Genomic DNA, 26,615 nt, shown 5'->3' on the forward strand with positions numbered 1-26,615 from the left:
TTCTCCTAACACTTTCCATCTTTATTGGCTTCTTCCAGTTTTGAATACAGTTCGGTTGGGTAATTCTTATTAAAGCAAGCCATGCATAATCCTTTATTATTGAGGGCTTTTTGAAGTCCTGCTTCACTTAAAAAGTATAGGGAATCCGCCCCGATTTTCTCACACAATTCATCCAATCCCATATTGGCACTGATGAGTTCATCATAGGTTGAAGTGTCTACACCATAGAAACAAGGTGCGATAATGGGTGGGGATGCAATGCGCATATGCACTTCAAGTGCTCCCATTTGTTTCAACATCGCCACTAAGTTTGCGGAAGTGGTACCCCGTACAATGGAATCATCAATTAAGATCACGCGTTTTCCAGATACGACAGAACGTACCGGGGATAACTTCATCTTTACCCCTTTTTCACGCATGGCTTGGGTGGGTTCAATAAAGGTTCGACCACTGTAGCGGTTTTTGATCATCCCCATTTCATAGGGAATGCCACTTTCTTCAGCATACCCATAGGCTGCGGATAAACTGGAGTCGGGAACCCCCACAACAATATCGGCTTCAACAGGTGCTTCTTGGGCCAGCATGCGTCCACATTGTTTTCGAGCCGTATGTACATTTAGACCTGTAATATCACTGTCTGGACGTGAGAAGTAGATATACTCCATGGCACACATGCGATGTTGGACATCTTTTGCATAGAATGAGGAGTGAATGCCTTCTTGATTAATCATGACCACTTCACCAGGTAATATATCTCGCGTAAAGGTTGCGCCAATCATATCCAATGCACAGGTTTCTGAACTGACAACATATCCATTGTCCAACTGGCCAATCGATAAGGGTCTGAGTCCGTTTTTATCACGCATCGCATAGAGTGTATCTTTGGTAAGTAATAAAAAGGCAAAGGCACCTTCAAGATACAACAAGCTTTCCTTAATCGCATCCAAGAAGTTTGTTTGACGGCCTTGTTTGATTAAGTGGGCAAAGATTTCAGTATCTGAGGTTGATTGAAAGATGGATCCTTTGGATTCTAAGAATTCACGCAGTTGGGATGAATTCACAATGTTCCCATTGTGACACAATCCAAAGTCGCCGGTGGAATGTTTAAATAAGAAGGGTTGCACGTTCATCAAACCGCTGCCCCCTTGGGTTGCATAGCGGACATGACCAATGGCTTTGTCCCCTTTGAGTTTGGACAGGTTTGCATCGTTAAAGACATACCGTACTTGTCCTTCGTTTTTATGACCATACAGATTTTCAGAGTCAGAAGTCACAATGCCTGTTCCTTCTTGACCGCGGTGTTGCATGCTGTGTAATCCATAAAAACTGAGCTGTGCGGCTTCTTGGACATTATAGATTCCAAAGACACCGCATTCTTCATGTAAGGATCGATCATCAAACTGTGTGTTTACCATGATGTGGATACCTCACTTAAGCGTTTTAAGATTTCTTCATAGGCTTCTTGAACCTTCCCTAAATCACGACGAAAGCGGTCTTTGTCTAAGCGTTCTTGGGTTTCAAGATCCCATAAGCGACAGGAGTCGGGAGAGATTTCATCCGCTAGGACAAGGGACCCATTGGATAGATTTCCAAACTCCAGTTTAAAATCAACCAGTTCAATGCCACAGGATTCAAAGAGTTTAATCAAAAAGCGATTAATGCTTAGAGCTTGTAGTTTTATATACCCCAATGTTTCAATATCACAGATTCCCAAGGCCAGTGCATGGTCTTCATTGATGAGCGGATCGCCTAGTTCATCGTCCTTATAACAGATTTCATACACACTGTTTTTAAGGTGTGTTCCTTCTTCAATGCCCAAGCGTTTTGAAAATGATCCCGCCGCAACATTACGGACAATGACTTCCAAAGGAATGATGTCTACTTTCTTACAGAGTTGTTCACGTGCACTCAAGGTTTTGATGTGGTGTGTTTGAACCCCTTGTTTTTTCAAGTAGTCATAGATGAGGGTACTGATGGCATTGTTGAGCTCCCCTTTGTGATTGATTTGGGCCTTTTTGACACCGTTAAATGCCGTCGCATCATCTTTGTAATGCATGATAATCATGTCTGGATTATCGGTAGCATAGACTTGCTTTGCCTTTCCTTCGTAAAGTAGGGATCCTTTCATGCTTGTTCCTCCTTGAAATAATTCACGCCATTTCTAAAAATTGATTGTGCTTCAATGTCTTGATCCACAAAAGTATGTGTGGAAACACGCTCACTGTGGGCCATTTTCCCCAACACTAATCCACAGTGTGAGACCATCCCTTCAATCGCATACTGCGATCCATTTGGATTGTACGCTTCATCCATCCTAACCATTGCGTTTAAATCACAGTATTGGAAGGCCACTAAGCCTTGGTCAATACACGACTTGATAACTTCAGGATTTCCGGTAATCTTTCCTTCACCATGAGAAATCGGTAAGGTATGGATGGATCCAAGGCCGCAGTCTTTAAGCCATGGCGATTTATTGGACGAAACACATGTGTTTACCAGTTTTGAAACATGGTGCTGACAATCATTTCTAAAGAGTGTGATGCCATCTTCCTGTACATCCCTGATGTTTCCATACGGGATGAGCCCTGATTTAATGAGCGCTTGGAATCCATTACAAATGCCAATGATTAAACGTTTTTGATCAAGGTGTTGGGTAATAGCCTTCTTGATGCGTTCATTTTTTAAGACGTTCACAATAAACTTCGCACTGCCATCGGGTTCATCGCCACTGGAGAATCCACCCGGTATTGCGATAATATGAGAGCGTTTGATGGCTTGTTCTAAGGCTTCAATGGATTTTTGAATCGCGGTTTCACTCTGATTTCTGAAAATCACAAATTCAGTGGATGCACCCTGCTCATTAAACGCACGGGCCATATCGTATTCACAGTTGTTTCCAGGAAAGACAGGGATGACAACATGGACATCTTGAGTGGGTGTGTTTGGTTTATAAGTATCTTGGGTTGAAACAGGATGAAACAGTGATTCATGATCATATGTTTTGCGATGCACAGGATACAAGGCATCTAAAGCACCTAAATGCGCCTCTTGAAGTTCATCCAGTGACAATGTGAGATCGTTGATGATAAAGTCTTGTGAATCCTGTGTGGTTCCAATCAATACCCATGATTGAATATCAAGGGGTGATTTGCTTTCAACAATCAAGCTCCCACTTAAGCGGTTGAGAAGCATGTGTTCTTTAGCGTTAAGTGTGACACCGACACGATTACCCAATGCCATATTGAGGACTTGTATAAATACATTCCCTCGATCAACACTTGAACAACTGAGAATAGTCTGTGCTTTAATGAGTTCATGTACTGTTTTAAAGGTCTCACCTTGTGCCTTGAAATCCACGGTATGATTGTCATGAGTTGAAGTTGGAACAAGGTAAAGGTAGGAATTGGTTTTCTTGAGTGCACTTGAGATGATGGTATCGACCTGTTGTGGTGAACACGCAAAGCTGATTAAGGTATCCACAACATCCAGGTCTTGATAGGTTCCACTCATGCTGTCTTTACCCCCAATTGCGCAAAGTCCCAGTCCAGATTGTGCTTCATAAGCACCCAACAGTGCTTGAAACACATTGCCCCATTTTTGAGGATCATCGCCAGGTTTTGCGAAGTATTCTTGAAGTGACAGGTAGATTTTTGAAGGGTCGCCCCCCTGTGCTACACTTTTCGCAACACTTTCCACAATCGCATATTGGCCACCAAGATAGGGTGAATAGTCGGATATTTCAGGAATAAATCCATAACTTAACATGGAACAGGTTCGGGTTTGTCCATCCAGTACCGGAATCTTTTGAACACTGGCACAGTTTTGAGTTGTTTGGTATTTCCCTGCAAGAGGCATAAGTACGGTTGTTGCGCCAATAGATCCATCAAAGCGTTCGATCAGCCCTTTTTGAGAGCCATAATTTAAGGAACCGGCAAGGTCTAAAAGGGATTGTTTTTCCAGTTTGCATAAGGGTCCAAATGGGTTGGGGTTCTGTTTGGGTGCAATGTGAACGGGTTTACGTTGCGTGACACCGCTGCTGTTTAAGAAATCACGATCAAGGTTTACGACTTCTTCACCGTGGTAGCGCATGATGAGTCGGTTTGTATTGGTCACGGTTGCGACAATGTACGCTTCTAAGTTTTCCATGGATGCTTTTTGAATAAAGGCATCTGCATCGGTATTTGATACAACCACAGCCATGCGTTCTTGGGATTCTGAAATAGCAATTTCTGTTGGGTTTAAGCCTTCATACTTCAAGCGGACTTGATCCAATTGAATGTCTAAGCCATCGGCCAACTCGCCAATCGCAACACTGACACCCCCTGCACCAAAGTCATTGCATCGTTTGATGATTTTTGTAACCTCAGGATCTCTAAATAAGCGTTGAATCTTGCGTTCTTCAAGGGCGTTTCCTTTTTGAACTTCCGCAGCACTTTGAGTCAGTGAGCTTTCTTTATGGGCAACCGATGAGCCAGTCGCACCCCCAATTCCATCACGGCCTGTTTTTCCACCCAATAAAATCACCACATCACCGGGTGTGGGTTCAAGGCGAATGACATCTGACTGTTTCACTGCACCCACAACTGCACCACATTCTAAGTGTTTCGCAACATAGCTTGGGTGATAAATTTCATGAACATAGGTCGTGGTTAACCCAATTTGATTCCCATAGCTTGAATAGCCATCGGTTGCTCGTTTCGCAATCAGGGATTGGGGTAGTTTATTCGGGAGTGTTTTCTCAATTGGGTCCAACACATCCCCACAGCCACTAATACGCATGGCTTGATACACATACGCACGTCCCGACAATGGATCTCGAATTGCACCACCAATACAGGTCGATGCACCACCATAAGGTTCGATTTCAGTTGGGTGATTGTGGGTTTCATTTTTAAACATTAAGAGCCATTTTTCGTTTGCGCCTTTAAGGTCAACATCAATTATGATACTGCAAGCATTGACTTCATCACTTTCTTCAATGGTTGTATCACCCTCATGTTTCGCAAGGCGTGCATTCACCGTAGCGATGTCCATCAGGGTTAGGGGTTTGTGTGCGCGATTGAGTTTAATGCGATCTTCAACATAGGCATTAAAACTTGCTTCAATAGCATCCTTAAGGTCAAAATCTTCAAAAGTGATGGTTTCTAGGTTGGTATTAAAGGTTGTATGCCGGCAGTGATCGGACCAGTATGTATCCAACACTTTAATTTCCGTTTCACTTGGATCACGATCACAAGATTTAAAATGATCTTGAATGTATTTTAAATCATCAAAGGTCATCGCAAATCCAAAATCGTTGTAGAAGTCGTGAAGTTTAGGCTCATCCATTGCGATAAACCCACTTAATGACTCCAAGGGTTTCACATCCACATTTTTGGTAAGATTCATGACACTTAAGTCTTTTTCTTTCATTTCTACGGGATTGATCAAATAGGATTTGATGGTGTTGAGTTGGTGTTGATCCATTGCATCGACCAATACCACAATCCCACTTTTCACAATCACCTGTGTGTGCGGGTTTAACAGTTTAATGCATTGCATCGCACTGTCTGATCGTTGATCATATTGCCCATCCAGTGCTTCATACGCGATGACACTATAGCCGTCTGTATCAAGTGTGAGTGATAATGTGTCAATCACTTGTTCTTGGAATACGGATTGTTTCGCAAGTTCTAGGGTGTTTTCATCACATTGATATACATCATAGACTAAGATGTGACGGCAGGCTTTTGTATCAATCTTGAGCACATCGTTGATGGTTTGTTTGAGGTGATCTGCTTCCAGTCTATAACCTGGCTTCTTTTCTACAAATAGTCGGGTTGGTTTCATTTTCTTATCTCTCTTCTGAATTCATTTCCTATTTCAATTGCTTGATTGTGAACAAAGGTCATGTGACCCATTTTTCGATTGTGTTTCGCATCACGTTTACTGTAGTCGTGGTATGCACCCACTTGATTGGTGGTACTGACATACTCCAATGTTTTGTCTAAGTGTTGACCCAAGACATTCACCATCATGGAGGTGTTGATCAAATGGGGTGTTTGAATGGTGAGCCCACAAATCGCTTCAATATGGGCTTTAAATTGGGATGATGTCGTGCCTTCAATACTGAAGTGTCCTGAATTATGAGGACGGGGGGCCATCTCATTGAATATAAGTGTGTCCTGTTCAATAAAGAATTCAAAGGCCATGACCCCAACATAATCCAGTGCTTCCACAATCTTTGTGGCTTCCCCTTTGGCTTTTTCTTGAAGTGTGTTTGAAATACGTGCAGGGACGATGGACACATCCAAGATGCCATCCGTGTGTTTGTTTTCAATACAAGGAAAGAGAACAACACCGTTTTTCCCACGCGCACATACAACGGATATTTCGGTTTGAATATCCACACGTCGCATCATCAGATAGGGCTGATTGATTTCAAGGGCTGACACATCTTCTTGTGAATGGACCCATATTTGCCCATGCCCATCATACCCATAGCGCAAACTTTTAAGAATAAATGGGGGTTTTATTGTATCCATAGCAGCAATGAGTGCTTCTTTTGAATCAACACAGATGCAATCTAGGGTATTTACCCCTAAATCTTTCACAAATTGATATTCAAGCCAGCGATCACTGGAGATGGTAAGTGCTTGAAGGCCTTGGGGAATTGAGACTGTATGGATTAAGTGCTTGACACTGTTTGCGTCAATGTTTTCAAACTCATAGGTTACCACATCACAGGCTTTACAAAATTGAAGCATGGTTTGTGTATCATCGAATGTTCCTACGGTATGGTGATCACTGATTAGGGATAAAGGACAGTCTTGATTTGTATCATAGGAATGAATGCGATATCCCATCGACTTCGCAACAAACGCCATCATCTGCCCCAACTGACCGCCCCCTAAAATCCCAATGGTTTGGCGGGGTTTTATCACATTCATCTAAATTGTTGCTCCCAGGTATCGTTTGCGAGTGTTTCTTTGTATTTGATGTATTGTTTCGAGAGTGCTTCATCGGAAAGTGCAAGAATTGAAATTGCACTGTATGCTGCATTCATGGCCCCAGCTTTACCAATCGACATCGTCAATACGGGAACGCCTTGGGGCATTTGGACGATGGAAAGGAGTGAGTCGATGCCATTTAAGGCTTTACTTTGAATCGGTACCCCAATTACGGGTAAAGGTGTCATGGCTGCGACCATGCCTGGTAAGTGGGCTGCACCCCCTGCAGCTGCGATAATCACGTCAAATCCGTTTGCTTTCGCTTCGCTGGCAAACTCGACCATCTTGTGTGGTGTTCGATGTGCACTGACGACGGTTTTGGTATACTCTACATTGAATTGATCCAAGATGGTACAGGTTTCTTGCATCACTTCAAAGTCACTTTTGCTTCCCATAATAACTGCTACTCTTGCCATTTTGTCCTCCTGGTATAACCATGAAAAAAGAGACTCATGTTAAGAAGTCTCCCTAGAAAATAGAATAGTAAAAAGAAGTATTCTATTTTGTAGTCTTGCACGAACGGAGCAAGGTAGAGACTTGTGAACCAACATTTCACGATTATACAAAATATAATGATTTTAAAAAAATAAAAACACAGCCTACGAAAAAAGCCGTGCTACCAAGTAAGCGAACATGAAGCCCGATAGATTTGTGATTTGTTACGATCCATAGTTTCTATCCTCCAAATTCACTTAAATGATACCATAGAGTCTATCAAGTGTAAACACGCATCGACGAACTTGCATGAAGAAATTTAATGGCTATGGGTCAAAATCACCCTTTCGCCCCTTCACACAAGTGTCTAAACAAAAACATCCCCATACACTTACGCATAAAAATGGTTATCGACTCAAGGTGTGATAACCATTTTATGCGTAAGGGTGATTAAACCGTTCGTTTGCTTCTGATTTCTTGACGCAGTGATTCCAACGACTCAATACCATATTTATCCATGACTTCCGGTAATTCGTTGATTATATCCATGCATACCCATGGGTTGATGAAGTTTGCGGTACCAACACCCACAGCACTTGCGCCTGCCATCATGAGTTCGATGGCATCATGTGCACTACTGACGCCGCCCATTGCAATGATGGGTAATTGTGAGATTGAAGAAACTTCATAGACCATCCGCAGGGCTACAGGAAAGATTGCTGGGCCACTTAAGCCCCCTGTTTTAATGGATAACAGAGGTTCTTTTGTTTTCATATCCATGCGCATGCCTAACAACGTATTGATGAGTGAGAACCCATCTGCGCCAGCCTCTTCGACTGCACGGGCAATGACCTTAATGTCCGTCACATTGGGAGAGAGTTTCACATAGACGGGTTTTGTTGCGACTTCTTTAACTGCTTTTGTGAGTTGGTAGGCTATGTGTGGATCTGTTCCAAAGGCAATCCCACCTTCTTTAACATTTGGACAGGAAATGTTGAGTTCTAGGGCATCGACACGGGGATGATTGGTGATGCGTTTTACCGTTTCAACATAGTCTTCTAAGGAACTTCCAGCAATGTTCGCAATCACACTGCAGGAGAATTGTTCTAAAAAAGGAAGTTTTGAGCGAATGATTTCATCCACTCCCGGGTTTTGAAGTCCAATTGCATTCAACATACCGCTGGGTGTATCCGCAACACGAGGCAGTGGATTTCCAAGACGGGGTTCAAGGGTAGCTGCTTTAATGATAATTGCTCCCAGGTTACTTAAATCATACAGCTTTGAGAGTTCTTCCCCAAACCCACACGTACCACTTACAGGCATGATTGGGTTTTTGAGGGAAAGTCCTGGGAGGCTTACATGGAGTCGATTCATAAGATTACATCCTTTCCATTAAAGACTGGCCCATCTTTACAGATGAGGAAGGTCTCTTCTGTATCGGTTTGTTTTCGACAGACACAGGCATTGCATACCCCAAACCCACAGGCCATACGGGCTTCAAGGGAAAGGTAGACGGTTTTGTCTGGGTATGTTTCTTGGATTGCTTTGAGAAGACCATGCGGGCCACAGGCATAGATAACATCGATGTCGCTGACATCAACAGAATCTAAGACATTCCCTTTTTGTCCAACACTTCCATCCAGTGTTGTGATGGTCAGATCGCTGAGTGCTTCAAATTCATCTTTATAGATGACCGATGCTGCATCTTGATATCCCAAATAGCTGTGTACTTGACAGCCCATCTCAACCAATCGTTTGTTGAGTCCATACAAAGGAACAACGCCAATCCCACCCCCAATAAGGGCAACTTTTTGGTTTGGATGTATGGGAAAGGGATGACCCAGCGGGCTTAAAACATTGAGGGTGTCTTTGGGTTTACAGCCTCTTAATGCCAGTGTGCCCCTTCCTTCGATGCGATAGACTAAGACCAATTGGCCGTTTCGATAATCGGTGATGGAGAAGGGTCTTCTTAGGTAGGCGGATGATTCGGGTACTTGTACTTGTACAAACTGTCCCGCAAAATCCTCTGTTAAACCAAAGTCTCCTTCTAATATCATTTCATATACATTAAAGGCTACTTTTTTATTTGAAATCACAATTGCATCGCATTGTTTCATATGCCTTATCCAATCCTTTCCAGTGAGAAGTTTGAATTTTTAATGACGTTGGTAATGGCGCGTGCGGTATCCAGTGAGGTAAACAGTGGAATGCGGTATTCGATGGATGCTTTACGGATTCTAAAGCCATCGCTATTGGCTGTTTTATCTTCACCAATGGTGTTCACAACCATCGCAATATCCCCGTTTTTCATGGTTTGCACGATATCAAGGCCTTCGCTGAGTTTTTCAATGCGTTGGACATATAAGCCTGCACGCTCAAGGCAATCTGCAGTACCATGGGTTGCGATTAAATCAAAGCCACATTGAACGAGGTCTTTCGCAATGTCCACAACCTCTTCTTTATTGTGATCATCAACGGTCACAAACACTTTGCCATATTCTGGAATGTGCATACCACTTGCCACAAAGGCTTTGTATAATGCTTTTTCTAATGAGGTGTCACTTCCCATAACTTCACCCGTTGATTTCATTTCAGGTCCTAAAATCGCATCCACTTGGTCTAGTTTTCCAAAAGAGAAGACCGGTGCTTTCACACTGATGCGTGAGGGAGCTTTGACTAAGCCACCAACATATCCTTGATCAACAAGGCTTTCACCTAAGATAATGCGGGTTGCGACTTGGGCCATGGGAATATTGGTAATCTTGCTTAAAAATGGCACGGTACGGCTTGCGCGTGGGTTGACTTCAATGACATACACTTCTTGATCACAAATGATATATTGGACGTTCATAATCCCAATGCAATTAAGGCCAATCGCCAGTTTTTGGGTGATTTCCACAATCTTATCTTGAATCTCTGGACTTAGGTTTTGAGGTGGGTAGATGGCCATGGAATCGCCTGAGTGAACGCCAGAGCGTTCAATGTGTTCCATGATGCCTGGAATTAATACGGTTGTGCCATCACATAGGGCATCCACATCGCATTCAACCCCTTGGATATAACGGTCAATTAAGACGGGGTGTTGGTCAGATGCTTTCACCGCTTTACGCATGTAGTTTTCAAGTTCTTGGGTATTGGAAACAATTTGCATCGCACGTCCTCCCAACACATAACTCGGACGAACAAGTGCTGGGTAGCCAATTGAATCTGCAATATGAATTGCTTCTTGTGTGGAACGGGCAGTACCCCCTTTTGGTCGTTCAATGTTTAGAGATGTAAGGACCGCTTCAAATCGGTCACGATCTTCAGCGCGGTCTAAATCATCAAAGCGTGTTCCAATTAGAGTCACCCCATTTTCTTCTAAGACTTGGGCAAGGTTGATGGCGGTTTGTCCACCAAACTGTACAATGACACCCATTGGGTCTTCCAGTTTAATAATTTCCAAGACATCTTCTGCTGTGAGGGGTTCAAAGTACAACTTATCCGCAACAGAGAAGTCAGTGGATACCGTTTCTGGATTTGAGTTAATCACAATGGCTTCATAGCCCATCGCTTGAATGGCACGCACTGAGTGTACGGTTGCATAGTCAAACTCAATCCCTTGACCAATACGAATTGGGCCACTGCCTAGGACTACAACTTTCTTACGATCACTTTTTTCACTTTCATTTTCTTCTTCATAGGTTGAATAGAAATATGGGGTTGAGGATTCAAACTCACCGGCACAGGTATCTACCATCTTAAAGACAGGATGACACCCGATTTGGTGGCGGCGATCTCGAATGCTTTTTTCATCGGTATTGTGAGTGTGGGCGATGGTTTGATCGTGAAAGCCATAAAACTTCGCATTCCAAAGAGCTGCATCGCTGGTGTCGTGTTTTAATTGGGTTTCAATGTCTAAAATGTGACGCACTTTATCAAGGAAGAATAAATCAATCTTGGTAAAGGCATGAATTTCTTCATCACTAAGACCGCGTTTCATTGCTTCATAAATCACAAAGAGTCGATCATCTTGGGCATGAATGAGTTGGTGCATAATTTCTGATTCACTCAAGGCTTCATGTTCTTTCATGGATAAATGCATGCATCCAATTTCAAGGGAACGGACTGCTTTTAAAAGCGAGCTTTCAAGGGAACGTCCCATCGCCATGACTTCACCGGTTGCTTTCATTTGAGTTCCAAGGCGTCTTGCGCCATCTTCAAACTTATCAAAAGGCCAGCGTGGAATTTTCGAAACGACATAATCCAATGCGGGTTCAAATTGCGCATAGGTTGTCTTGGTTACCGGGTTGATCATTTCATCCAGTGAAATGCCGACTGCAATCTTTGCGGCGATTTTCGCGATTGGGTATCCGGTTGCTTTTGAAGCAAGGGCTGAGGAGCGTGATACACGTGGGTTTACTTCAATGATGTAATATTTGTAGCTGTCTTGATCCAGGGCTAATTGCACATTACAACCCCCTTCAATCTTTAAAGCACGAATAATTTTAAGGGAGGCATCTCGAAGCATTTGGACTTCCACATCCGTCAACGTTTGAACTGGTGCAAAGACGATGGAGTCACCGGTATGAATGCCTACGGGGTCAAAGTTTTCCATATTACATACAACGATTGCATTGTCATGGTGATCACGCATCACTTCAAACTCAATTTCTTTATATCCAGCGATGCTTCGCTCAACAAGACATTGGTTTACTGGGGACAAAGCCAATCCTGCAGATACAATTTTAATGAGTTGGTCTTCATCATCACACATACCACCCCCCGTTCCTCCTAAGGTAAAGGCGGGGCGTACAATGAGGGGAAATCCAATCGTTTTAGAGAAGGCGACAGCCGCTTCAACGGTATGCACAATCTCGCTTTCGGGAATGGGTTCTTGAATGGTTTCCATCAGATGTTTAAAGGCTTCGCGGTCTTCCGCTTGTTTAATCGCACTGATGGGTGTTCCTAAGAGTTCAATGTTGAGTTTTTGAAGAAAGCCACTTTCATCAAGTTCCATCGCTAAATTAAGACCGGTTTGTCCCCCCAAGGTTGGTAAGATTGCATCGGGTCTTTCTTTACGACAAATGGATTCAAGAAATGCAGGGGTTAAGGGTTCAATATAGACACGATCTGCACTTTCTTTATCCGTCATGATGGTTGCGGGGTTGGAGTTGACTAAGATGACTTCATAGCCTTCTTCACGAAGCGCATAACATGCTTGGGTTCCAGCGTAGTCAAATTCTGCTGCTTGACCAATGACGATTGGTCCTGAACCAATCACCATAATTTTCTTTAAATCTGTTCTTTTTGGCATGTTTTCGTCTCCTTAAAGCGGTCCATGAGTTCAATAAAGTCATCGAAGAGTGCACTGGCATCATGGGGACCGGGTGCTGCGTCGGGGTGAAATTGTACACTGAAGGATGGATGGTGGCGATGGCGAATGCCTTCTACACTTAAGTCGTTGATTTCTTTATGGGTAATCATGAGTTGTGTTTGGTCTACGGATGCTTCATCAACCGCATACCCGTGGTTTTGTGAGGTGAACATAATGGAGCCACTTGCGATTTCACGCACGGGGTGATTAAACCCACGGTGTCCAAATTTCATTTTAAAGGTATCACAGCCATAGGCTTTGGATAAGAGTTGATGGCCCATGCAAATCCCAAAGATGGGAAGTTTCCCCACCAATCCTTGAATTTCTTTTACAGCATCTTCCATGTCTTTTGGATCCCCTGGACCATTGGTTAACATGACACCATCGGGTCTTAAATTCAAAATGGTTTGGGCTGAAGTATTATAAGGGACCACCGTGACATCACATTGACGTTTTGAGAGTTCTCTTAAAATAGAGTGCTTCAATCCATAATCAATGACCACCACTTTATGCCCACTGTTTGGATTTGGATAGGCACTTGCAGTTGAGACTTGTGCAATAATATCGCGCGGTGCTTCATAGGCTTTGACGCGTTTTAGTTCATCCCCTGTGATTTGGTCTTCATCGATAATCATGGCTTTCATGACCCCTAGGGTACGTAATTTTCGCACGAGTTTTCGCGTATCAATCCCCGATAATCCGACAATGCCTTTTTGTTTAAGGTATTCATCAAGACTCATCACACTGCGCCAGTTACTGCCCTTTTTTGCATAATCACGACAAATCATGCCTAAGCATCCTGGCAGTAAACTTTCATCATCATCGCGGTTAATCCCTGCATTGCCGATTAAGGGATAGGTAAAAGTTACAATTTGATTTTGAAAGGAAAGGTCTGTGAGTGTTTCTTGGTATCCACTCATCCCTGTTGAGAAGACCAGTTCACCAATGATTGTGTCGCTGTGTCCAAACCCTTCTCCGATAAATTGAGTGCCATCTTCACAAATTAGAAATCTACGATTCATATACACAACTCCCTTTCACAAATGTTTTTTTGATTGTTCCATAGACCGTGGTTCCAATAAACGGTGTATTTGATGATTTTGATCCTTTGGGTGCTTCAAGTGCACTTTTTTGATTGAGATCAACCAGCACCATATCACACACTGCACCCACTTCGAGTACCCCACAATCCAATCCAAAGGTTTGGGCGGGTTTGGTACTCATAAATTCAATGAGTTGGTGTAAGGTCATCACCCCAGGTTTCACAAAGTATGAATACATCAAAGGGAAGGCAGTCTCAAGACCTACAATCCCAAATGGTGATGTCATAAATCCGCCTGACTTTTCCTCGTGGGTATGGGGTGCATGGTCGGTTGCGATAAAGTCAAGTGTTCCATCCAGAAGTCCTTTAATCAGGGCGTTTTGATCGCGTTTTGATCGTAAAGGCGGGTTCATTTTATAGTTTGCATCGTCTTCTTTGATGTCTTCATCCACAAGCAGTAAATGATGGGGAGTGACTTCTGCACTCACATGGACTCCCATTTTCTTACCCAGACGAATCATTTCGACACTGTCTTCATCGGATACATGGCATACATGATAGTGAACGCCTGTTTTCTTTGCCAGTAAGATATCACGGGCTATTTGGGTGGACTCTGTGAGTCCTAACATACCCGGAAGTCCCAGTTTCTTGTTTTGGATGCCTTCATGCATTACACCCCCAAAAAGTAAGGAGTCATCTTCAGTATGGGCTACGAGGGGAAGTCCGACGCGTTTGGCTTCTAACATCGCGCGATACATCACCCCTGCTTCTTGAACCCCTACACCATCATTGGTCAGAGCGAAGCATCCCGCTTCTTTTAAGGCTTCAAAATCAGTGAGTTCCTGTGATCTTAACCCTTTTGTGATGGCTGCATACGATAAAACATTGACGCATGCATCCCGTCTTGCAATCGCATTGACGCGCTCTAAGGTTTCTTTTGAATCGATTACAGGATTGGTATTAGGCATGGCACATACGGTTGTGAAGCCCCCCATCGCAGCACTGAGTGCGCCTGTTTTAATGGTTTCTTTGGCTTCAAAACCGGGTTCTCTAAAGTGAACATGCACATCCACAAACCCAGGCAGTGCGACACACCCTTGACCATCGATGAGGGTTGCATCCTGTGTGGATACTTGGTCTCCAATCGCTTCGATTCGACCGTTATTAATGCGAATTTCTTGCGGTATTAATTCATTGTCTTTGGTGTTGATCTTTATATTTTGTATAACTGTAATCATTGTGTCCTCCCTTTTGTTATGGCTTCAAGTATTGCGATGCGTGTATAAACCCCATTTCGCATTTGATCAACAATGCGTGAGTGTTGACTGATAACCAAATCACTGTCAATCTCGACCCCGCGATTTACCGGTGCTGGATGCATAATGATTGCGGATGCTTTGAGTTTTTTGGCCATCTCTTGTGTCAGACCATAATGGTTGTGATAGTCTTCAATATAAACATCAGAGTGGCGCTCATTTTGAACACGCAGTAGCATGACCACATCAACCGTTTGTATTACAGATTTCAAATCCACAACCGGTCCATATTGATCCATGGTTTCATCCATGAACTGTGGTGGTCCAAAAAAGCTGACGTTTGCACCAAGGCGTGTCAGTAAGCGTGCATTTGAATGGGCAACCCGTGAGTGTTTCACATCCCCTACAATCACGACATTGAGGTCTTTAAAGGTGTTGAATTCTTCGTAAATTGTCATCATATCAAGCATGCATTGGGTTGGATGTTCTCCAGCACCATCACCGGCATTGATAATGGAAATATTCATGGTGGGACAGTTCATGATTTCATGAAAGAATCCTTCTTCTGAACAGCGTACCACCGCAATATCTACGCCAATGGCATCCATGGTCAACAGGGTATCAAAGAGTGATTCTCCTTTGGATATGGAACTGGTTGAGGCATTGAATGGGATGACGCTCATCCCACATTTTCGTTGCGCCATTTCGAAACTAGTTTGAGTACGTGTGCTGTTTTCAAAGAAACAATTCACGGCGGTAAGATTTGATTGGATTGGGGATACATTTCCTGCCTTTAAATCGCACGCACGGTGAATAAGTCCATAAACGTCTTCATCAGATAATGTATCACAACTTGTAAAGTGTTTGAGTTGCATGTGTGTTTCTCCTTATAAAAAAACTCCTTACTGTGAAGTAAAGAGCTAATCATTAAAATGACCACCTTCTTTGCCTCACAGGACAAAATTAAAGCTGAATCAATGGCTTATTGTTTGAGTATCACGACGCTGTCAACACCATCTTTTTCTTTTAAGTGTACGCGTACGGTTTCAGTTTTTGATGTTGGAATGTTTTTCCCAACATAATCGGCACGGATGGGTAATTCACGATGTCCACGATCGACTAAGACTGCCAGTGCAATCCGTTTTGGTCGACCACAATCAATAATGGCATCCATAGCAGCGCGAATGGTACGTCCTGTAAAGAGCACATCATCAACGACGATGACTTCTTTATTTGTTAAGTCTAAGCCCAACGTGGATTTTGGTTTATTGGACTGTTTCTGGTGGTTTTCAAGATCATCACGATAGGATGTTGTATCTAAGATACCACAGGGAATCGTTGCGTTTTCAAGCTGTCCAATGCGATGTGCGATGCGCTGGGCAATGTGAACACCGCGGGTTTTTATCCCAACAATCACAAGGTCTTCGATGCCTTTATTGCGTTCTATTATTTCGTATGCGATGCGTGTCAGTGCCCTTTGAATGGTCACTTCGTCCATAATCACTTTTTCCATCATGCGTTCCTCCAATAAAAAATCCTTGACCAGTGAGCCAAGGATGGTGAACATCGGTTGCGTTAAAAACACACACAAAAATTGATGAACCTTCCAAGCCTCTCTGGACTTAAGTTAAAGGACTTTTCTAAAACCATAATACAGTGTAGGGAGATTGAAGTCAATGTTTCAGACCAACTTCATTGTTTTTTTTGTGCTTAATCGCTTGATTGTGGTTCCCTTTGATTCATGGTGTTGTGAAATCTTTCATGATTGTGAGTGCCTTTGTGGCATCCAAACTGTCTTTTAAGGTGAAGCCATGGTTTGCTTGATCAAAAATATGTCAAGATACCGATACCCCCGCATGATCAAGATATGCTGCGTAGGCGTGCTTTTCTTCATATAATGAATCCTGTCTTGCAAGGATGATGCGTGTGGGAGGAGGTCTTTGATCCGATCTTTGGGTGCATAGATTGGGATGCGCGTGGATTTTTACTATGATGTTGGTTTTTTCATGATCTTAAAACTCCTTGATTCAATAGATACGATCTTATCATTGATGGATGGGAATTTAAACAAAAGAAAAACCCGTAACATGTACGGGCACTCCTGTTATTTCATCCACGATGCTTTTGATTCACTCATCACACCATCGTGTTCTGTTGACTGGGTTAAGCTTCCGCTTTGTGCTTGAATGCAGATGTAAACTAAATCTGCATCACCGGCTTTGATTGCACGCTGTCCTTTTGGAGACACACGGATGACGCTTCCTTCTTTGATTTCAAACTCATCCGCATCAACCATAAACATACCTTCTCCTTGTAGGATGATATAGACTTCTTCATTTAGGGTATGCGAATGCACAAAGGGTGTAAAATCCCCCGCCTTAACATAGTTGAATGATATTTCCGTACCGGTAAGCCCTAACGCTTCCTTTGACATAACCCGTCCTTTTTCTTTTAGGTCGTGTCCAAATGTTCCAAGTTCCATTCTATTATAATTCGTTGTCATGTGACGTCCTCCTTTGATGTAGCGTCAATTCCTACATCTTAATTGTAGCTCATTTTGATGTGTTGTCAATCCTAATCTTGTCTTGTCTAAACATTCTATGATAAACTAGCCATACATATAAGGGGTGATTATAATGCGTATCAGTGTGAAGTGTTCTACTGCAGTCCATGTGCTCTTAATGATTGCGACACTTGAATCTAAAGAAAAAGTAACCAGTGATTTATTGGCCAAAAGTGTGGGTCGTAATCCTGTTGAGATTCGAAAATTATTAAGCAGCCTAAAAAAAGCTGGCATCATCGATGTCATGCGTGGAACAGGTGGTGCAACGTTGATACACGATCCAAAGACCCTAACACTGTTCGATATATTCAGTGCTGTTGACCCCACTTCCCTTGATGAACTCATAGGTGTTCACCAACATCCTGAAAAAGAGTGTCCAATAGGGAAAAACATCAACACAATTCTTGAAGAACCGTATCAAGACATTGCGAATACACTGCGTGATACCATGTCAAAGATTACCCTTGAGTCGCTGGTGAATAAACTCAAAGCAATTGAACCTGAGCTTTAGCGTCCAAAGACGTGATGCGTTTAATATGAGTGATATTATAGTGTGCGGATGGTTTATGTCCATGATCTATCTTTTTGTGTCAAACAATGTTTTAATTTTATCTTGAATCTCGTTTGGTAAACTGTTATAATTACAAAGCAAAAAGAAATGCACCTGTGGCGGAATAGGTAGACGCGCACGCTTGAGGGGCGTGTGAAGCAATTCGTAAGAGTTCAAATCTCTTCAGGTGCACCAAATGACATCAGACCTACGATAAAACGTAGGTTTTTTTATTACCCAAATGTCTCGACTTAACATCATACACTTCATTTTTATGTGATTGATACTTTTCACAAACAAAAAAGATCCTCATCATGAAGATCCGCTTTAATCGGTTCATTTTGATTCCCATTTTTACCCTTGACACATCCCGTGTTTCATCGTCATAATTAAGAAGTACGTTTTATGAATCTGTGATTTCAAAAATCATAATTTATAAACTTAATGATATGCTGTTTTTTTGTTTTTAGAGTCCAGGAGGGGTTTATGAGTATAATTGTACAGTTATCTGTGATATTTGGGTTTACATTGTTGGGGGAAGTTGTTGCAAGCACCTTACCGTTTGTCTTTCCAGGAAGTGTGATTGGACTGCTTTTATTGTATACTGCCTTAACACTAAAAATAGTGAAAATTGACACGATCGAACCCACTGCATCCGGTTTAAAAAACAATATGGCATTCTTCTTTGTGCCACTGACAGTTGGGTTAATGGAATCGTGGACAGTGTTTCAAGATATCATGATTCCCATTCTTGTGATTGTGTTTGTATCAACATTACTGACGCTTGTTATTAGTGCAAAGACAACCGATGCGTTGCTTGAAAAAGAAATGGAGGATGACCATGCGTGATCTAATTGTGAATCCTTTGTTTAGTTTAACACTGACTTTTGGTGTTTATGGTTTAGTGAGTCTTGTTTCAAAACGTGTGAAGTCACCGTTGTTTAATCCATTGATGATCAGCAGTGTGGTGATCATTGGCATGCTGATATTGGTGGACTTACCGTATCAGACGTATGCTCAAGCAACCAATATTTTGACCCGCTTGATTGCCCCTGCAACCGTATGTCTAGCAATTCCTTTGTACCAAAACACACAGATTCTTAAACAATACATCAAGCCCATCTTGATGGGGTGTGTTGTGGGTGTGAGTGTTCATGCTGTGTGTATCTCCATTTTATCCGCATTGTTTGATTTAAACATCTCGCTGATTGTATCACTGTTTCCCAAATCGGTCACAACAGCAATTGCACAAGATCTCGCGTTGAGTTATGGTGGCAATGCGAGCATCACCGTACCGATTGTGATTCTTACGGGCATCTTTGGTGCTGCCATTGCACCCTCACTTTTGAATGCGATTAACATTAAGCATCCCATTTCTAAAGGGATCGGACTGGGAACCAGTGCCCATGCAGTGGGAACCTCAAAAGCCATAGAACTGGGGGAACTTGAAGGAACTATGGCAGGGCTTGCCTTGATTCTTTCAGGAATTATTACCATTATTATTGCTCCCCTGTTTATACTGGGATTACCTTATATTGAACTATTGGGAGGTTATCTATGAAAATTCTCTTTGTGTGTCTTGGAAATATTTGTCGTTCACCCATGGCTGAAGCCTATATGCGTGATCTTTTACGAAAGCATCAGGTCACATCCATGGTGGTTGATTCATGCGGTACTTCAGGATGGCATCAGGGTGAGCGTCCCCATCACAAAACTTTAGAGGTGCTTACTAAAGATGGTGTTTCATCCTCAAATTTACGTTCACGACCACTTATGGACTCTGACTTTGATACCTTTGATGTTATTATTGGGATGGACAAAAACAATGTCCGAGATTTAAAGCGATTAGCTCCGCCTCAATATCATCCAAAGATTCATTTGTTCTTAGATGTTCTTACAGGTTATGAAGGCTGTGATGTACCTGACCCTTGGTATACGGGGGATTTCGAGGAAACACGACGTTTCGTGCGTGATGGTGTATCTGCCTGGTTTACAAAACTTATGTGAAATAATAGACGCCTTGATGGCGTTTTTATTATAAAAAAAGAAACCCACTTTGGATAAAATGATGAGGGTTTCCTGTCTTTTGGTGTAATTTGGCTGTCGTTATAATGCGTTGACCGACTTAAGTTTGAAATAGGAGTAATTCATCAAAGTGTAATGGTTTTCGATGGATTTTGGTTGAAAATTGATTATATTAAATGTGTATATCAGCGGTTTTTATATTTGTGATGCTAAAAAAGCCCTTATGGTGAAGTAGGTGACTTCCTTTGGAAGTTGATCCTTCATTGCTTTTAAACCATCGTCACGATGGGCATTGACGACTTCTTGAAGTTGTTCACGAATCTTTTCAGGAATAAAAGGTGTCAAATCGAGTAGTTGTGCTTCACCACATTTTAGCAAATGGTTTTCAATTGTTTGCGTTGTCATCTCACGCAGTTTCGCGATTTCTTCGATGGTATACCCATCGTGATAAAGTTCTAAAGTGAGTAGATGTGTCGGTGTTTTATCCATTGTAACCTTCGCCTTTTTTGGTCTTTTCTCTTTGACTTCAACGACTTTTGTTTCAACAGGGAGGGCTTCCTCATTGAATTTGGATAAAACTTCCAAAAATTTCGGTCCGTATTTTTTTTGTTTTTGCACTCCTATTCCATTAACCTTTAGGAAGTCTTCCAAAGTTTTTGGAAACTCAATGCAAAGATTCATTAACACTTTGTCTGAGAAAATGATAAATGGGGGAACGCCTTCTTCAGAAGCAATTTCACGTCTTAGAGCGCGTAACGCTTCGAATACAGGATTCTCTTGTGTAAGGCGTTTGGTTTTACCCTGTTGTTTGCGCCACACTTTCATGTTTCCAAGTAAAACTGCTTTACCCTTAGGCGTTATTTTAACAACAGGAAATTGTCCTTGTTCGACATCTAAATAATTTTCTGATATCAGAAATTCAATAAATGTGCTGACATCCTTTGCTCTTTGACCCTTGAACAACCCGAAAGTAGATAATTCGTTAAATTGGAATTTGAGGATATTTTTATTTTGAGATCCGACCAACACGTGAGCCACCATCGTTTTCCCAAAGCGTTGTCCCATTCTCATAACACAAGAAAGGACTTTTTGAGCGTCGACTGTGACATCAATCCGTTCTCTAGTATCGGTACAGTTTCCACAACGGCCACAGGCTTCGATATCATATTCGTCAAAATAATTTAAAATGAAGGTTTGAAGGCATCCTTCGGTATGGCTATAATCTACCATCGTTTGAAGTTTTCTCAGTTCATCAGCTTGACGATCCTCGCTTGTGGATTGTTCAATTAAATAACGTTGCACTTGGACATCTTGGGAGCTATATAATAGGATACATTCACTATCCAATCCATCACGACCTGCACGACCTGCTTCTTGATAATAACTTTCCATGTTTTTGGGCATTTGGTAATGAAGAATATAGCGTACATTGCTGCGATCTATACCCATTCCAAAGGCAGAAGTGGCTACAACTACATGAACGCGATCAAATAAAAAGTCTTCCTGACTCTGAGTCCGTTCTTCTTTAGAAAGTCCTGCATGGTATTTTGCCACGAAGATTCCATCCTTTTTAAGTTGGTTATAAAGGTTATCCACATCTTTACGAGTAGCAGCATAGATAATCCCCACTTCTTGGCTGTTCTTTTTAACATAGTCTCTAATGAACCGCTCGTTATCTTCGCCTTTCAAAACTTGAAACGATAAATTCTTTCGCTCAAAGCTTGTCATAATGGTGTGTTCTTGTGGTATGTTGAGAAGCTTGCAAATATCATCTCGTACCAATGAAGTAGCTGTAGCGGTCAAAGCAAGAATAATTGGCTTTATCGGGAGTTGGTTTATAAAACCGCGAATTTTTTGATAGCTTGGTCGAAAATCATGCCCCCATTGGGAGATACAGTGTGCCTCATCAATCGCTACAAGCGGAATCTTCAGATGCTTTATGGTTTCTAAAAAATCCCAAGAATCTAGACGTTCTGGTGCAACATAAAGTAACTTGATTTCACCCATAGCAATGCGACGCATACGTTGGTTCGTCTGTTTGATCGTTAGGGAACTGTTGATATAAGTTGCTGCAATCCCCATCTGCTCCAAAGTATCAACCTGATCTTTCATGAGCGAAATAAGGGGGGAAATAATAAGACTCATCCCTTCAAAAACGAGTGCTGGGATTTGGTAACACATGGATTTTCCGCCACCAGTGGGCATGATTCCCATCGTATCGTATCCCTTTAGGATTTGTTCAATAATCTCTTTTTGTCCACTTCGAAACGCTGGATATCCAAAATATTCTTGTAATTTCTGTTCTGCTTGTTTGAGCATATTTCAACCTCTCTATTTCATATCCTCCCACTCATTAACATAAGATTAATCACCTAAATTCACTGAATGATAAAAACGGCGCACCGTTTTTGTTACTTCCTTTTAAACATCTGCTCCAAGACTTATCACTGTGTAATTATTGATATAAAAGTGACTGGCTTTAAAGGGTTTGACTTATCTGGGTTTTTGATAAATCAAGTACCACGATTTCTGGGGTTGCAAAAAAGCGCAGTGGAAATCCACCAATGCCTTTTGATATATAACATAGCATGCCATGTTCAACATGATACCCTCGCACTAAATCTTGACCAAATTCACTGCGTACAGCGGGTGCATAATGACCAAAGAATGTAATCTGTCCACCATGGTGATGACCAGCAAGTCCAAAAGCAAATTGATGTGCATTGGGGTTTTTACGTAACACTTCAGGTTCATGGCTTATTAAGATTGACTGTTCTTTTTGAGTATTGAGTGGTGGAATGTAAGGATGTCCCAATCGGTAATCATCCGTTCCATAAAGGGTGTACCCTTCCCATTCAATCCATTCATTCACAAGCAGTTTAATGTTTGCATCTTGATATGCTTGTTTGACTGTTTCCAAATCCAGATAATCATGATTTCCTAAGACAGCAATACATTCAATATCTAAATCTTTGAAGTAGTTAAAGACAGGGTTTGGATATGTACGGGGTTTGGTGATGATGTCCCCACCAATTATCACAAGATCAGGCTGTTGTGCTTTAATTGCACGACATACGCGTTTCATGAAGTGATGCTTAAATTTGGTTACATAATCTAAGTGAATGTCTGAAACAAAGACGATTTTAAGGGGTTTTTCGGATTTCTTAAGGTCTGATTTGTTAAGATCTAGGTGTGTGACTTTGAGGGTATTTGCTTCAATAAATCCCCATATCAATCCCAAAACACACAGCAGAAAAAGCCACTTAATCATGGTGTAATCCATCCTCTTGAGCTAGGTGGAAAAGACCCTCATTCACAAGATCATCAATCCAGATATAATCATGCAAGCGTGCTTTAAATAGGGATGAATATCCTCCAGTTAAGACAACGGTGCAAGATTCACCCAGTTCGTGTTGTACTTGTTGTGTCAGACCCCGTATTTGATAATAAGTTGCGTACATAATACCCGATTGAATGGCAGAAACGGTATCATGTCCGATTACCTGTTGTGGAAATTCGAAGGACACTTGTGGAAGATGGGGGATTTTTGCATGCATCGACTTCATGGATTCACCCAGTCCAGGAATAATAATTCCGCCTTTAAATGCGCCGTGTTGATTCACTGCAGTGATTTTTGTAGCACTTCCCACATCCACGATCACCAAGGGTGGCCTAAATCGTTTCATCGCACCGATGGAACTTGCGATAAAGTCTGCACCGATTTCATCGGGGTTGTCCAGTAAGTTCTTAAACGTTGGTATTGTTTTTTGTGAGACACTGATGGGTGGGCATTTAAAAACATCTTCGAGTACTCGCATTAAAAGATCATGAATACGGGGTACAACACAACTCAGAATCACCTTATGAACACTGTGTGTCATGGATTTGAAGTGTGCTGTATATGCATCATAAGCATGATCAAGATCCGTAATGGTCTCAAAGCGTTTTTTTTCAACTATTTCTTGGGTTTCATTATAGAGTATACATACGATATTTGAATTCCCCACATCGATTGTACAAATCATCGTTCTCACATCCTAACTGTTCAATTATAGGCTATATTTTCTTTCTTATCAAGAACGATTATACAACATGATAAGTAGGGTTTGAATCACGTATTTGATTTCATCTGAAAACAATACAAGCACGCATAATATCACAAGTAATTGAGTGGTTTGTTGTTTCATAAATTCATTCCTTTATTTCGTCCTTATGGTGATTAATTTTTGATATGTTTCACGGCAGGTTCATATAAAGCACGTGCTATTTGTGATATAATGCTCTTATGAAAAAAATATTATCCATTGTGCTTGTTGGACTACTTTTAGTAGGGTGTGGCACAAAAGAACCTGAATCAGAATACACACGATATACCAACCAAACATTAACAGCAGGCTTTGATACCGTCATGACTCTGCTTGCTTATACAAAAACTAAAGATGACTTTGATGATTACTTCGACATGATGCGTAATGAGTTCATTCATTACAATGAGCTCTTTGATCGATACAATAGCTATACAGGCGTTAATAACATCAAAACCATCAATGATAATGCAGGAATTGCAGCAGTTGAAGTGGACCAAGAGATTATTTCCATGTTGCTTCTCGCACGGACTTATTCTGAAATAAGCAGCTATTTTGATATTACCTTAGGTGCAATGCTTGAAATTTGGCATGATTATCGTGAAGCGGGTGAATTAAAGAATGCTGAAGGGTTAGAAGGTGAAATTCCATCCCTTGAGATTCTTGAAGAAGCCATGGCATTTACAGGATGGGATAAGGTTGAAATTGATGAAACCAATCATACCGTATTCTTAACCGAAAAAGGCATGTCCCTTGATGTAGGTGCAATCGCCAAAGGATATGCAACTGAAAAAGTTGCACTAAAGCTTGAAGCTGAAGGCCTGGAATTTGGGATTGTCAGTGGTGGTGGAAATATTCGTACCATTAATACACGCGCTGATGGTGCTTCATGGGCAATTGGGATTCAAGAACCTTCCGTGCTTGCGACTGCAGAGAATATTGATGTAATCAGCATTCCCCATTCAGTATCGGTTGTGACATCGGGTGATTATCAACGCACCTTTACAGGACCTAATGGTGAAAGTTTCTCTCATCTCATTAATCCTAAATCGTTATTCCCAGCCACAAACTTTAGATCCGTCAGTGTAATTATGAAAGACTCCGGTGCTGCTGATGCCTTGTCTACGGCTCTATTTATGATGACTTATGAAGAAGGACAAGACTTTGCACAACGTTACAATCAAGACCATCCTGATGATCAAATTGGTGTGTTTTGGATTGTGGATGATAACCCAGATTGGTATCAACAGGGTGATTACTCCTTTAATATGACGGATAACCTTAAAGAATACAGCAGAAACCTAAACCAAGCGGATTAGGTTTCTTTTTTATGTCAGTGCATTTAAGAGCGCATAGCCCTGTTCATTTAGTTCCCAACGGTAATGACCACTAATCCCTTTGGAGTCATTGAGTGAAACCAGTACATCTTGTTCGAAGTTGAATTGATAGGGATGGGCACTGTGTATCAGGCGTGGGAGTCCATCTTGATTGTAGTGGTCTGAAAGGATTCCAACATGGTCGAGTGAAAAGAATACGATGTCACCGCCTTGCCATTGAGCTTTGTCATCAAGATCTCGTGAAAGTGATCGTGTGTTTCGTTCAAAAAACACGATCAAATTACGCACACGTCTGAAATCAATGTTTGCATCTTCAGCATACGGATATGCATCTGGGTCTTGATCAATATCAAGATCCATCATTGCTTTTAGGTTGTACCCTGCTTCTTGTAGTGAACGCCAAACAAGATCGGTGCATACCCCTTCTGTTTCTGGGGGGATACCCCCTGCATAGTAAACACTTTTATACTGTGGTTTGAGTTGGGCTTGATGATAAGCACCCGTTAAGATGTCTTGATTATCTGAGTGACCATTGTTGTTTTCATCGTGTTCAAGGTCTAGGATTTCGTAGTTGAAATCTTGGGCTGAATACGGCTCTTGAAGCAAGATATTGTAGAACACCAAAAGATAGGTAAAAACGATCAGTACAATGGGAACAATCACATAGGTCACATGTCGGTCTCGATATTGCACAATAATCAGTGCATAAACACTCATCATTAAAAACGTGTCTTTAAGTGAGAGTCGAAACCAGAATTCTAAAATAATATACAAGCACACATAGCATAATAGGCTCAAATGCACGCGATCTTTATACAGAAGCGACACACTAAAAATCGCAAGGTATACCAGGATGATTCCGAGTGGTGGAAGTTTTAAGAGCATTAATGTGCACATTAACGCAACAATACCAAATGTCTGAATTGTTTTGTGTTTCATAACGCCTCCAAATAAACTATATATAGTCTACCATGCAC

Annotated in this window: 22 protein-coding genes, 1 tRNA gene and 1 riboswitch; of the genes, 6 read left to right on the forward strand and 17 right to left on the reverse strand. The window is 41.8% G+C overall.

Annotated elements, in window-relative coordinates:
• Positions 1-5: 5 nt before the first annotated feature.
• From purF to AOC36_RS07805, 13 genes are all read right to left on the reverse strand, one after another.
• Positions 6-1,415: an amidophosphoribosyltransferase gene (purF, locus tag AOC36_RS07745; protein WP_067633082.1), complete on the reverse strand. Its 1,410-nt coding sequence runs from the start codon at positions 1,413-1,415 to the stop codon at positions 6-8.
• Positions 1,409-2,128: a phosphoribosylaminoimidazolesuccinocarboxamide synthase gene (purC, locus tag AOC36_RS07750; RefSeq protein ID WP_067633084.1), complete on the reverse strand. Its 720-nt coding sequence runs from the start codon at positions 2,126-2,128 to the stop codon at positions 1,409-1,411. Before purC ends, purF begins: the two co-directional genes overlap by 7 nt.
• Complete coding sequence (locus AOC36_RS07755) at positions 2,125-5,829, reverse strand: phosphoribosylformylglycinamidine synthase (protein ID WP_067633087.1); 3,705 nt, start codon at positions 5,827-5,829, stop codon at positions 2,125-2,127. Before AOC36_RS07755 ends, purC begins: the two co-directional genes overlap by 4 nt.
• Positions 5,826-6,929: a 5-(carboxyamino)imidazole ribonucleotide synthase gene (gene purK / locus AOC36_RS07760; RefSeq protein WP_067633088.1), complete on the reverse strand. Its 1,104-nt coding sequence runs from the start codon at positions 6,927-6,929 to the stop codon at positions 5,826-5,828. The genes AOC36_RS07755 and purK overlap by 4 nt, the downstream gene beginning before the upstream one ends.
• Positions 6,926-7,405, reverse strand: coding sequence for a 5-(carboxyamino)imidazole ribonucleotide mutase (gene purE, locus AOC36_RS07765; RefSeq protein ID WP_067633089.1), 480 nt, complete (start codon positions 7,403-7,405; stop codon positions 6,926-6,928). Before purE ends, purK begins: the two co-directional genes overlap by 4 nt.
• A gap of 70 nt (positions 7,406-7,475) precedes the next feature.
• A riboswitch (purine riboswitch) is annotated at positions 7,476-7,575 on the reverse strand.
• Between the two features lie 299 nt (positions 7,576-7,874).
• Positions 7,875-8,798, reverse strand: coding sequence for a dihydroorotate dehydrogenase (locus AOC36_RS07770; RefSeq protein ID WP_067633091.1), 924 nt, complete (start codon positions 8,796-8,798; stop codon positions 7,875-7,877).
• Positions 8,795-9,541, reverse strand: a complete 747-nt coding sequence (locus AOC36_RS07775; RefSeq protein ID WP_067633092.1) for a dihydroorotate dehydrogenase electron transfer subunit — start codon at positions 9,539-9,541, stop codon at positions 8,795-8,797. The genes AOC36_RS07770 and AOC36_RS07775 overlap by 4 nt, the downstream gene beginning before the upstream one ends.
• A 5-nt stretch (positions 9,542-9,546) precedes the next feature.
• Positions 9,547-12,720: a carbamoyl-phosphate synthase large subunit gene (gene carB / locus AOC36_RS07780; protein ID WP_067633093.1), complete on the reverse strand. Its 3,174-nt coding sequence runs from the start codon at positions 12,718-12,720 to the stop codon at positions 9,547-9,549.
• Positions 12,699-13,802: a carbamoyl phosphate synthase small subunit gene (locus tag AOC36_RS07785; protein WP_067633094.1), complete on the reverse strand. Its 1,104-nt coding sequence runs from the start codon at positions 13,800-13,802 to the stop codon at positions 12,699-12,701. Before AOC36_RS07785 ends, carB begins: the two co-directional genes overlap by 22 nt.
• The gene (locus AOC36_RS07790; protein WP_067633096.1) at positions 13,792-15,060 is read right to left on the reverse strand and encodes a dihydroorotase; all 1,269 of its coding nucleotides are present in this window, start codon (positions 15,058-15,060) and stop codon (positions 13,792-13,794) included. Before AOC36_RS07790 ends, AOC36_RS07785 begins: the two co-directional genes overlap by 11 nt.
• Entirely contained in the window at positions 15,057-15,953 is an 897-nt protein-coding gene (locus AOC36_RS07795) for an aspartate carbamoyltransferase catalytic subunit (protein ID WP_067633097.1), read from the reverse strand. Before AOC36_RS07795 ends, AOC36_RS07790 begins: the two co-directional genes overlap by 4 nt.
• 107 nt (positions 15,954-16,060) lie before the next feature.
• Positions 16,061-16,594, reverse strand: coding sequence for a bifunctional pyr operon transcriptional regulator/uracil phosphoribosyltransferase PyrR (pyrR, locus tag AOC36_RS07800; protein ID WP_067633098.1), 534 nt, complete (start codon positions 16,592-16,594; stop codon positions 16,061-16,063).
• Between the two features lie 588 nt (positions 16,595-17,182).
• The gene (locus AOC36_RS07805) at positions 17,183-17,581 is read right to left on the reverse strand and encodes a cupin domain-containing protein (RefSeq protein WP_067633099.1); all 399 of its coding nucleotides are present in this window, start codon (positions 17,579-17,581) and stop codon (positions 17,183-17,185) included.
• 133 nt (positions 17,582-17,714) lie between these two features.
• On the opposite strand from AOC36_RS07805, the gene AOC36_RS07810 reads away from it, so the two are divergent.
• The 5 genes from AOC36_RS07810 to AOC36_RS07830 all read left to right on the forward strand — a co-directional run bounded on the left by AOC36_RS07810 (position 17,715) and on the right by AOC36_RS07830 (position 20,198).
• The gene (locus tag AOC36_RS07810) at positions 17,715-18,152 is read left to right on the forward strand and encodes an Rrf2 family transcriptional regulator (RefSeq protein ID WP_067633100.1); all 438 of its coding nucleotides are present in this window, start codon (positions 17,715-17,717) and stop codon (positions 18,150-18,152) included.
• Positions 18,153-18,301: 149 nt separating this feature from the next.
• Positions 18,302-18,386: transfer RNA gene (locus tag AOC36_RS07815), tRNA-Leu, on the forward strand.
• Between the two features lie 291 nt (positions 18,387-18,677).
• Complete coding sequence (locus tag AOC36_RS07820; protein WP_067633101.1) at positions 18,678-19,040, forward strand: CidA/LrgA family protein; 363 nt, start codon at positions 18,678-18,680, stop codon at positions 19,038-19,040.
• Positions 19,033-19,752: an LrgB family protein gene (locus AOC36_RS07825; protein ID WP_067633102.1), complete on the forward strand. Its 720-nt coding sequence runs from the start codon at positions 19,033-19,035 to the stop codon at positions 19,750-19,752. Before AOC36_RS07820 ends, AOC36_RS07825 begins: the two co-directional genes overlap by 8 nt.
• Complete coding sequence (locus AOC36_RS07830) at positions 19,749-20,198, forward strand: low molecular weight protein-tyrosine-phosphatase (RefSeq protein WP_067633103.1); 450 nt, start codon at positions 19,749-19,751, stop codon at positions 20,196-20,198. Before AOC36_RS07825 ends, AOC36_RS07830 begins: the two co-directional genes overlap by 4 nt.
• 213 nt (positions 20,199-20,411) lie before the next feature.
• Here AOC36_RS07830 and recQ read toward each other — a convergent pair whose 3' ends face one another.
• The 3 genes from recQ to AOC36_RS07845 all read right to left on the reverse strand — a co-directional run bounded on the left by recQ (position 20,412) and on the right by AOC36_RS07845 (position 24,241).
• Positions 20,412-22,535, reverse strand: coding sequence for a DNA helicase RecQ (recQ, locus tag AOC36_RS07835; protein WP_067633104.1), 2,124 nt, complete (start codon positions 22,533-22,535; stop codon positions 20,412-20,414).
• Between the two features lie 160 nt (positions 22,536-22,695).
• Complete coding sequence (locus AOC36_RS07840) at positions 22,696-23,487, reverse strand: metallophosphoesterase (RefSeq protein ID WP_067633105.1); 792 nt, start codon at positions 23,485-23,487, stop codon at positions 22,696-22,698.
• Positions 23,480-24,241 (reverse strand): type III pantothenate kinase, encoded by a 762-nt coding sequence (locus AOC36_RS07845; RefSeq protein WP_067633106.1) that lies wholly within the window; start codon positions 24,239-24,241, stop codon positions 23,480-23,482. The genes AOC36_RS07840 and AOC36_RS07845 overlap by 8 nt, the downstream gene beginning before the upstream one ends.
• A 260-nt stretch (positions 24,242-24,501) precedes the next feature.
• On the opposite strand from AOC36_RS07845, the gene AOC36_RS07850 reads away from it, so the two are divergent.
• Entirely contained in the window at positions 24,502-25,620 is a 1,119-nt protein-coding gene (locus AOC36_RS07850) for an FAD:protein FMN transferase (protein WP_067633107.1), read from the forward strand.
• A gap of 9 nt (positions 25,621-25,629) precedes the next feature.
• On the opposite strand, the gene AOC36_RS07855 is transcribed toward AOC36_RS07850, so the two are convergent.
• Positions 25,630-26,577, reverse strand: coding sequence for a DUF1287 domain-containing protein (locus AOC36_RS07855; protein ID WP_067633111.1), 948 nt, complete (start codon positions 26,575-26,577; stop codon positions 25,630-25,632).
• Between the last annotated feature and the right edge of the window lie 38 nt (positions 26,578-26,615).

This window comes from Erysipelothrix larvae, assembly GCF_001545095.1.
Lineage (GTDB): Bacteria > Bacillota_I > Bacilli_A > Erysipelotrichales > Erysipelotrichaceae > Erysipelothrix > Erysipelothrix larvae.